The following is an 8,127-nucleotide window of genomic DNA, read 5'->3' as shown; positions in this document are numbered from 1 at the left end:
ATGTAAATAACTCGAAAAATGTTTTATGTTTGCAATGGATATACGAGTTGATAAAAACAAAAGTGAATTTTTACATTTAAAATGAATTAAAGTTAGCAAACCATTTTTAACAAACCCTATTCAAACCGCTTTTTTTTTCAAAAACAAGATGACCTACAAAAAATGTAGCGACCTTTCATCCATAGCCCAAGGGCGACTTTCAGTTAGACTCCCAAAAGAGTAACCCTGAACATACAGCAACAAACTGCTGGCACTTTTTTGAAAATAAATAAGTTGTAATGATACGTTTGTTTTACGATAATATTTATTCATGTGGCTTTTTTATAAAAAAATTGCAAAGTATTTTTTTTGTTTGTACTTTTGTGAAGTGGATATAGAATGTTAAAAACGCAATAACTTTCGTATATCTACTAGTTGTGTGTCATTGTAATCCACAAAAAATGACACATTTCGTTTCTAAAACAAAAATATATAACGAATAAATTAGAAATGAAAAAAACTAAAAAATACCAGCCAACAGAAGAGCATCTTCAAGAATGGGGAAAACCAATAATCGACAGTTTAAGTGGTTTTACAAAAGATGATTTAGAACCGCTATTTGAAAGATATGTGTTGCCTTTTTATTATTCTGCTTGCACTTTTCCAAAAGATATGAATGTACATTCTAAATGGAAAATAGTTAATAGAGAAACAGGGGAAGAATACGATAGAAAAGAAGCTTTTAAAAGGCTAAAATTTGAGGGGATTATACAATATATGGATTAGTAGTTTATTTTATTTCCATCAAAATCGTCTCCATAAATTTCGCTTTCTCTTACAATAAGAGAATCTCCGTCATAATCAGTAGTACCGTAATACTCTGCATACCAAGAGACTGTGTTACTTCTTATGTTATCGTGCCTCGATAAGAGTTTAATTTGTCTATTATTTGATTTAAGCCATACAATAGAGGCGTTTTCAAAAAGCGATAATTTATTAAATTGTTTAGCCATAGTTAATATTTTTTGCGAAAATATAAAAAAGAATTATATTTGACAAACAAAATAAAAAAAACAACGAACACACAACATCGGCTTCACACAAGCTGGGGGTTTAGGGCATACTCCAAAGACTGTTTTGTGTTTCACAGTTCAGTCTTAAATTAAAAATATTAGGCTTACCACGCCCAGCCTGCGTGAAGCCGCAAACGTTGGGCGTAATGCCACGAGCGACCGTACAAAACACGAACGACAGAAAAAAATATGAATTTTTTAACTCAAAATAAAAATAAAGTTGTAATTTTGGACATCATTAGTCTAAAACAAATTTGTCCAAATGAGTAATTTAAGCGAAATACTAAAATCGGCACGAGAAGAGAAAAAACTCATCTTACGAAAAGTTGCTTCCGAACTTGACATTGACCAATCTTTGATTAGTAAATTTGAAAAAGGAGAACGTAAACCGACAAAGGAACAGCTTATTAAACTTGCCGACTTTTACAATTTACCAAAACAAGATTTATTAATTGACTGGTTTTCAGATAAAATAATCTACGAATTGAAAGACGTTGATTATGCTAATGATATTTTAATCGTTGCAGAAGAAAAAATTAAATATCAAAAAGCAAATCAAGATGCAGTATAAATTTATAGACTTATTCGCAGGAATTGGAGGTTTTAGAAAAGGTTTTGAAGATGCAGGTTTCAAATGCGTATTCACATCTGAAATAAATCCTCAATGCCAACAAGTTTACGAAACAAACTTTGGCGACAAACCTTTTGGAGATATTACAAAAATTAATCCGACAGACATTCCAGACTTTGATATTTTATTGGGTGGTTTTCCTTGCCAACCTTTCAGTATATCAGGCAAAAAAATGGGTTTTGAAGATACGAGAGGAACTTTATTTTTTGACATTTGCCAAATAATTGACAAAAAACAACCAGGTGTTGTTGTTTTAGAAAATGTAAAACATTTAATTCATCACGATAAAGGAAGAACTTTTACAGTCATATTAAAAGCATTAATGGATTTGGGTTATAACGTAACCCATAAAATTTTAAATGCAAAAGATTTTGGACTTCCTCAAAACAGAGAACGAATTTTTATCATTGCTACAAAAAAACATTATTTTGATTTTGCAAAATTGAAAAGAAAAAAGAAAGTAATATTGAGAGATTTTTTAGACACAGATGGTAACTTTGAGTTTATAGATAAATCAGAATACACATTAATTGAAACACCAAAAAACCAAGAAAGTGGTTTGATTTTCGTTGGTTATAGAAATAAAAATATTTGGAAAAAAGGCGTTAGAGAAAATACCGAACACCTTTCAAGAGCTCACAGACAGCCAAATAGAATTTATTCAATAGACGGAACTCACCCAACTATTCCATCGCAAGAAACAGCAGGTAGGTTTTTTATTTACATTCCCGAATTAGACGCAGTTAGAAAACTAACAATAAATGAATGTTATAAAATAATGGGCTTTCAGCCCAATTTTATAAAACATTCCAATATTGGAGAACAATATAAACAAATTGGCAACTCTGTTGCAATTCCAGTAATTAAAGCTATTGCCGAAAGTATAAACGAACAAAAATTATTAATTGATGAACCACAAAGACAAGTTGTTGGAGATTTACAAACTCTCTTATTCGCTTAAAAACATAAAAGATGTAAACAAAGAAACAATAGGTTTTATTAAATCTATTGGAGAAAAGATTAATACTCAAAAAGGAGTTTTTACTGTTTTAGTAACATTGATTACTCATAAAATTATAGACCCAAAACAAGATGTTAGGAAACACCAAACGAGTATGAAAGGTGGTTTTTCGGGTCGTTCAATTGACTTTGTACACATTACACCAACATTAAAAGAACTTGGTTTGCCCTCTATGGCTGAAAGTGGTTGGCTAACTCGTTCTTTGGAACAGCCATATCCTTACAATTTAGATTATAATGGTAAAATTAGTAACAAAGTAGTCAAAGAAGCATTTTTAAATATTCTTGACTTTGTTGAGAAAAAACCAACATCTGCTACAAATGTTCTTCGTCTATTATTAGCTGAAGCAATAGCATCAAAAAATGATGCAATTGTAGCAATTGTGCCGTTAGAAAATCCTGAAAAACTTACAATTGAAAATATAATAAAAGCATTAGACGAACATTTTAGAACTAAATATGCAACTCACGGAGGCTCAAAACTTCCAGTTTTGGCTTTTTTCGCAATCTATAAAAGTCTAATCAAAGAAATTGGAAGGTACAAGGAATGTAGTTTGGCTGAAATGGGTAGTCATACTGCATCAGACAGAACTTCAAAATCGGCAGGCGACATTGAAATTTTCAAAAAGAAAAACTTGTTTGAAACAATTGAAATAAAATTAGACAAAGCAATTGATGTAACTATGGTAAGAATTGCAATTGAAAAAATTGCTCGATACAATCCAGACAGATATTACATTCTGTCCTACATCGGCATAAAAGAAAGCGACAATTTAGAAATTGCAGAATTGATAGATAAATTAAAATTAGAACACGGATGCCAAATTATTATAAATGGACTTTTACCAACTATCAAGTATTATATGCGTTTGATTACTTCATTAGACGAGTTCATTAACAACTATAATAACCTTATAGAAAACGACACAGAAATAAAGAAAATACACAAAGAAAAGTGGAACGAATTAATAGATAAACACCTGAAATAAAGGCACTAGGGCATAACAGCAGTTTGGCAAAATGGCGGGTTTCGTGCTTCTATGAAAGTTTATTACAAGGTTCAAGTTCAGTTTTTCAATTGAAGTTTTGTGCTGAAAATCCGCCACTTCGCAAAGCCGAGAAACGTTATGCGTCACCCTATGAACGACACTGCAAAATCGAAACTAAATTATAAAATGACAAACAAATGTGGCCAATACTTGTAGGAGCAGGACTAATTGCGATAATAGCAAAAGCATTTTCTGAAGAAGAAGACAATAAAACAATTAGTATAACTTCAAAGAAAAAAATATTTATAAGTTTTGCCATTGAGGACGAAACATATAGAGATTATTTAGTTCAACAAGCGAAAAATGAAAGGTCGCCATTTAATTTTGTTGATATGTCTGTTAAAAGCCCTTGGAATGAAGACGAATGGAAAAAAAGATGCCGAACTAAAATAAAAAAATGTGATGGAATGATAGTAATGTTAAGTAAACAAACTTATCACTCAAGCGGAGCAAGATGGGAAATAAAATGTGCAAGGGAAGAGGGAATTCCTGTAATTGGAATGCATATAAAGAAAAACGATAAAGGAACTATACCACCCGAATTAAAAGGAAAGCCAATTATTGAATGGTCTTGGGAAAATTTGAGTAATAGCATAAACAAAATTAAGAAATGAAAATATTTGTTTGCAATAGAAGTCAAGACGAAAGCATAGCTAAACAAGCTATTAACGAATTATTAACTAAATCCGAAAATTTTCTTGCAATTCAACAGGAAATTGAACAATCAGAAACTTGGCAAAAAAAAGTTGAACAGAAAATGCAAGAAAGTGACTTTGTTGTTTTCTTGCTTGGTGCTGACACTTTTGAAAGTGAACAAATAATCTGGGAATATGCAAAAGCAAAGAACTTAAACAAACAAATTATTGGTTACAAATTATGCAGTGCTTCAGAACAATCAATTTTATTTTGTCAAGGTTTTCAGGTGTTTGAAAATCCTGAACATTGTATAAAGTTTCTAACAAAGACATATGATGATGATAGGAAACTAAAATTAGACCAATACAAAATAATGGTTAGTTCAACCGAAAAGGTAACTGAAAACAGAATGAAAGTGAATAATTTATTTTTTACAATCACTTCTTCAATCCTTTCAGTCGGTTTTGTTCTTGGCAAAACTTTTGGGTTTTCAATTAAAGCAATGCTTGGAATGCTCACTTTAACCATTTTGTCTTTAATTGTTTCTTACTTTTGGGAGAAGCTAATTTTATCTTATGCTTTGCTTAACAGAGGAAAATTTAAGGTAATTGACAAAATAGAAAAACAATTACGAACTAATATGTTTGAAGACGAGTGGAAAATCTTGACAGAAGAAATTAAGTATGAACCGAATTCAAAAACTGAAACAAAAATTATAGAATATTTTAGAATATTCATTTGCATAATCGGATTTATCGAACTTATGTATATCGGATATCTATTCTATCAAACTTTACCAAAATGTAACTGTTAAAATTAAATGATATGGCAAATAAAAGAGTATTCGTGGCTTTCGCAATAGAAGACCAAACAACAAAAATCCTTTTTACAGGACAAGCAAAAAACAAAAACGTTCCTTACGATTTTGTAGATATGTCAGTTAAAGAACCTTGGGACACACAATGGAAAACAAATTGTAGAACTAAAATTAAAGGTTGTGACGGATTTATTGCATTAATTTCCAAAAACACAAAAAAGGCAACTGGACAACTTTGGGAAATTAATTGTGCAAAAGAAGAAAAAATTCCAATTTTAGGTATCTACATTGACGGTGCAGGATATTCAGACAAACCTGATGAAATGTATGGTATCCTATGTAAAGAATGGACTTGGGACAATGTAAAAGATTTTATTTATTCTCTATAACAAGAAGGGCGAACGCATAACAGCAGTTTGGCAAAATGGCGGGTTCAGTGCTAAATTGAACATTCGGATTTCTAATAAACATTATTGCTAAATTGAAAGTAAGTGCTTCTAAATCCGCAACTTCGTGAAGCGGCGACACGTCAGGCTGTGAAAAAACCCTGTTTATAATCCAAAAAACCAAAAAAACGCTGGTTTTTGAATGTAATAGAAGCCATTTGCGAAAGGGTTATTTTTAAGCAGCATTATTTTGTTGCCAAAAAACGTGGGCTGTAAAACGATGTTTTGAGGTGGGTTTGGCTGAAAAAATAATGATAAAAAACACTATTTTTATTTTATTTTTATTTTATTTTTGAAAAATATTTAACGGCAGTTTTTTCACAGCCTGACGTTGGCAGAAATACCAAAAAACAGAACGCATATGGATTTTAGATAAAAAAGCATTATATTTGTAGCATAAGTAAAGAATTTATGATAAGCAGAATTAAAGTTAAAAATTTCGGACCAATAAAAGACGGCTCTTTAGAAAATGAAGGTTGGATTGACCTAAAGAAAGTTACTTTGTTTATTGGTAATCAAGGTTCTGGAAAAAGTACAATTGCAAAATTAATTTCTACATTAACTTGGATTGAAAAAGCATTAGTCAGAGGAGATTTTAGTGAAAAAAGTTTAACAGATAAAAGTTTAAAAAAACATTTTACGTATCAAAATATTGGCAATTACTTTAAAGACGAAACACTTATAGAATATGAGGGTAAAGCATTTCACATCTCATATATAAATAATTTTGTTAAAGTAAAAAAGAACGAAAAAAACGGATATTCATTCCCTAAAATAATGTATGTTCCGTCTGAAAGAAACTTTGTAAGTTCTGTTAGAAATGTGAGAACCTTAAAAGGTTTACCTAGCACTCTATATACTTTTTCGGATGAATTTATTAATGCAGTTGAAGAGTTAAAGGGGCAAATTGACTTACCTATAAATAACACAAAATTTGAGTATCAAAAACTAAATAAACTTTCATCAATAATTGGTGAAGATTATAAAATAAAACTTTCTGAAGCTTCAAGTGGTTTTCAATCATTTGTTCCGCTTTTTGTTGTTTCTGACTTTATAGCAAATTCACTAGAAAAGAAAGAAGATAATACAATTAAAGACATAAGTATTGAAGAAGAAAAACGAATTAGAAAAGAGATTGAACAAATACTTTCAAATCCAAATATTTCGGATGATGTTAAACAAGCCTCGCTGGAATATTTGTCTTCGAAATTTAAATATTCATCATTTATCAATATAGTTGAAGAGCCAGAACAAAATCTTTTTCCCAACTCTCAAAATAAAATATTGAACAGTTTATTAAAGTTTAATAATTTGAATGAAAATAATGGATTGATAATAACAACGCATAGTCCATACATCATAAATTATTTATGCGTTTCTATACAAGCTAATTATCTCTTTGAAAAAATAATGAATTTTTCAAATCAAAAAACTGAACTTTTTTTAGCACGATTAAATAAAATTGTTCCCCATAAATCGATGGTTTCTAGTTCCAATGTTATAATTTATCAACTTGATGAAATAACTGGAACTATAAAAAAACTAGACGATTACGAAGGCATTCCATCCGATAATAATTATTTAAATAAATCTTTAGCAGATGCGAATGAGATGTTTGACTTATTACTTGAAATCGAACAAGAATTATGAGTGTAAATTTCTTAAAAACAGATTGTAAAGAAGCCAGTAGAAGTGATGATTTATTTGGTATATGTGATGACCAAAACAATACTGTAGCATATACAGATATAGCAAATCCAAGCAAATGGATTGCAAAAGTAATAAATGAAAAAAACATTGACGTTTCATTTACTGCAATTGATAATTGCATAATAATTTTAAAAGAAGGCACAAAAGACAAAGAAAGTACTTGCGATGGAATGTTAACATTCGGAAATAGTATTTACCTTGTAGAATTAAAAAAACAAATAAATGGAGGTTGGATTCCCGAGGCAGTTGCTCAATTAGAAAACACAATAAAACTATTGCTTTCTAATCACAATATAACAGAATTAAAATACAAAAAGGCATTTGCTTGTAATAGAAAACATCCATATTTTAAAACAATGGATAATGAATTTAGTAAAAGGTTTTTTGCAAGAACAAATGGATTCAGAATTGATATCCAAGCTGAAATAAAAATAAAGTAAGTCGAAATTAACTAAATATCAAGTACTTCTGCCAACACAGGTTTTACGCTATTGCGGGTTTTAGGTTTAATTTAAAGTTTGTTTTGTATCTTTGAGGTCAGTGCTTAACCGAAAGTTTCTGCTTCTTTAGTCCGCAACAGACGTAAAGCCTGGGAACGTCAGGCTGTGAAAAAAACCTGTTTATAATCCAAAAAACCAAAAAAACGCTGGTTTTTGAATGTAATAGAAGCCATTTGCGAATGGGAAGCTTTATACAATCCAGATTTTAATTATACCGAATTCGGTACAATTAAAAATGCCGCAGGAAGTAATACCAAATATATTTA

General features: G+C 30.3%; 11 protein-coding genes. 9 read left to right on the top strand and 2 right to left on the bottom strand.

The window, feature by feature from the left end; translation table 11 throughout:
• Window positions 1-153: 153 nt before the first annotated feature.
• On the bottom strand, window positions 154-312 hold the full coding sequence (locus B0A58_RS16580; protein WP_165766365.1) for a hypothetical protein: 159 nt from the start codon (window positions 310-312) through the stop codon (window positions 154-156).
• Window positions 313-489: 177 nt separating this feature from the next.
• On the opposite strand from B0A58_RS16580, the gene B0A58_RS15605 reads away from it, so the two are divergent.
• Window positions 490-765, top strand: coding sequence for a hypothetical protein (locus tag B0A58_RS15605; RefSeq protein ID WP_089081805.1), 276 nt, complete (start codon window positions 490-492; stop codon window positions 763-765).
• On the opposite strand, the gene B0A58_RS15600 is transcribed toward B0A58_RS15605, so the two are convergent.
• Window positions 762-992: a hypothetical protein gene (locus B0A58_RS15600; protein ID WP_089081804.1), complete on the bottom strand. Its 231-nt coding sequence runs from the start codon at window positions 990-992 to the stop codon at window positions 762-764. The genes B0A58_RS15605 and B0A58_RS15600 overlap by 4 nt on opposite strands.
• 322 nt (window positions 993-1,314) lie before the next feature.
• On the opposite strand from B0A58_RS15600, the gene B0A58_RS15595 reads away from it, so the two are divergent.
• The 8 genes from B0A58_RS15595 to B0A58_RS15565 all read left to right on the top strand — a co-directional run bounded on the left by B0A58_RS15595 (window position 1,315) and on the right by B0A58_RS15565 (window position 7,801).
• Complete coding sequence (locus B0A58_RS15595) at window positions 1,315-1,623, top strand: helix-turn-helix domain-containing protein (RefSeq protein WP_089081803.1); 309 nt, start codon at window positions 1,315-1,317, stop codon at window positions 1,621-1,623.
• Complete coding sequence (gene dcm / locus B0A58_RS16710; RefSeq protein WP_207758869.1) at window positions 1,613-2,644, top strand: DNA (cytosine-5-)-methyltransferase; 1,032 nt, start codon at window positions 1,613-1,615, stop codon at window positions 2,642-2,644. Before B0A58_RS15595 ends, dcm begins: the two co-directional genes overlap by 11 nt.
• Window positions 2,592-3,692: a hypothetical protein gene (locus tag B0A58_RS16705; protein ID WP_207758868.1), complete on the top strand. Its 1,101-nt coding sequence runs from the start codon at window positions 2,592-2,594 to the stop codon at window positions 3,690-3,692. Before dcm ends, B0A58_RS16705 begins: the two co-directional genes overlap by 53 nt.
• Window positions 3,693-3,889: 197 nt before the next feature.
• A complete protein-coding gene (locus B0A58_RS15585) occupies window positions 3,890-4,366 on the top strand; it encodes a TIR domain-containing protein (protein ID WP_089081802.1) in 477 nt (158 codons plus the stop codon).
• Window positions 4,363-5,202 (top strand): RipA family octameric membrane protein, encoded by an 840-nt coding sequence (locus B0A58_RS15580; RefSeq protein WP_089081801.1) that lies wholly within the window; start codon window positions 4,363-4,365, stop codon window positions 5,200-5,202. The genes B0A58_RS15585 and B0A58_RS15580 overlap by 4 nt, the downstream gene beginning before the upstream one ends.
• A gap of 11 nt (window positions 5,203-5,213) precedes the next feature.
• Window positions 5,214-5,594 (top strand): TIR domain-containing protein, encoded by a 381-nt coding sequence (locus tag B0A58_RS15575; RefSeq protein WP_089081800.1) that lies wholly within the window; start codon window positions 5,214-5,216, stop codon window positions 5,592-5,594.
• Between the two features lie 468 nt (window positions 5,595-6,062).
• Window positions 6,063-7,301 (top strand): AAA family ATPase, encoded by a 1,239-nt coding sequence (locus B0A58_RS15570; protein ID WP_207758867.1) that lies wholly within the window; start codon window positions 6,063-6,065, stop codon window positions 7,299-7,301.
• The gene (locus tag B0A58_RS15565) at window positions 7,298-7,801 is read left to right on the top strand and encodes a hypothetical protein (protein ID WP_089081799.1); all 504 of its coding nucleotides are present in this window, start codon (window positions 7,298-7,300) and stop codon (window positions 7,799-7,801) included. The genes B0A58_RS15570 and B0A58_RS15565 overlap by 4 nt, the downstream gene beginning before the upstream one ends.
• Window positions 7,802-8,127 lie beyond the last annotated feature (326 nt).

Origin of the sequence: Flavobacterium branchiophilum NBRC 15030 = ATCC 35035 (assembly GCF_002217205.1) — a bacterium.
Taxonomy (GTDB): domain Bacteria; phylum Bacteroidota; class Bacteroidia; order Flavobacteriales; family Flavobacteriaceae; genus Flavobacterium; species Flavobacterium branchiophilum.
The sequence above is the reverse complement of the archived record's forward strand: the minus strand, read 5'-3'. Positions and strand labels throughout refer to the sequence as shown.

What these genes read in the sequence shown, in the direction of transcription:
- B0A58_RS16580 (WP_165766365.1), bottom strand. Translation starts at nt 312, where the DNA reads ATGAATAAATATTATCGTAAAACAAACGTATCATTACAACTTATTTAT.
- B0A58_RS15605 (WP_089081805.1), top strand. Translation starts at nt 490, where the DNA reads ATGAAAAAAACTAAAAAATACCAGCCAACAGAAGAGCATCTTCAAGAA.
- B0A58_RS15600 (WP_089081804.1), bottom strand. Translation starts at nt 992, where the DNA reads ATGGCTAAACAATTTAATAAATTATCGCTTTTTGAAAACGCCTCTATT.
- B0A58_RS15595 (WP_089081803.1), top strand. Translation starts at nt 1,315, where the DNA reads ATGAGTAATTTAAGCGAAATACTAAAATCGGCACGAGAAGAGAAAAAA.
- dcm (WP_207758869.1), top strand. Translation starts at nt 1,613, where the DNA reads ATGCAGTATAAATTTATAGACTTATTCGCAGGAATTGGAGGTTTTAGA.
- B0A58_RS16705 (WP_207758868.1), top strand. Translation starts at nt 2,592, where the DNA reads ATGAACCACAAAGACAAGTTGTTGGAGATTTACAAACTCTCTTATTCG.
- B0A58_RS15585 (WP_089081802.1), top strand. Translation starts at nt 3,890, where the DNA reads ATGTGGCCAATACTTGTAGGAGCAGGACTAATTGCGATAATAGCAAAA.
- B0A58_RS15580 (WP_089081801.1), top strand. Translation starts at nt 4,363, where the DNA reads ATGAAAATATTTGTTTGCAATAGAAGTCAAGACGAAAGCATAGCTAAA.
- B0A58_RS15575 (WP_089081800.1), top strand. Translation starts at nt 5,214, where the DNA reads ATGGCAAATAAAAGAGTATTCGTGGCTTTCGCAATAGAAGACCAAACA.
- B0A58_RS15570 (WP_207758867.1), top strand. Translation starts at nt 6,063, where the DNA reads ATGATAAGCAGAATTAAAGTTAAAAATTTCGGACCAATAAAAGACGGC.
- B0A58_RS15565 (WP_089081799.1), top strand. Translation starts at nt 7,298, where the DNA reads ATGAGTGTAAATTTCTTAAAAACAGATTGTAAAGAAGCCAGTAGAAGT.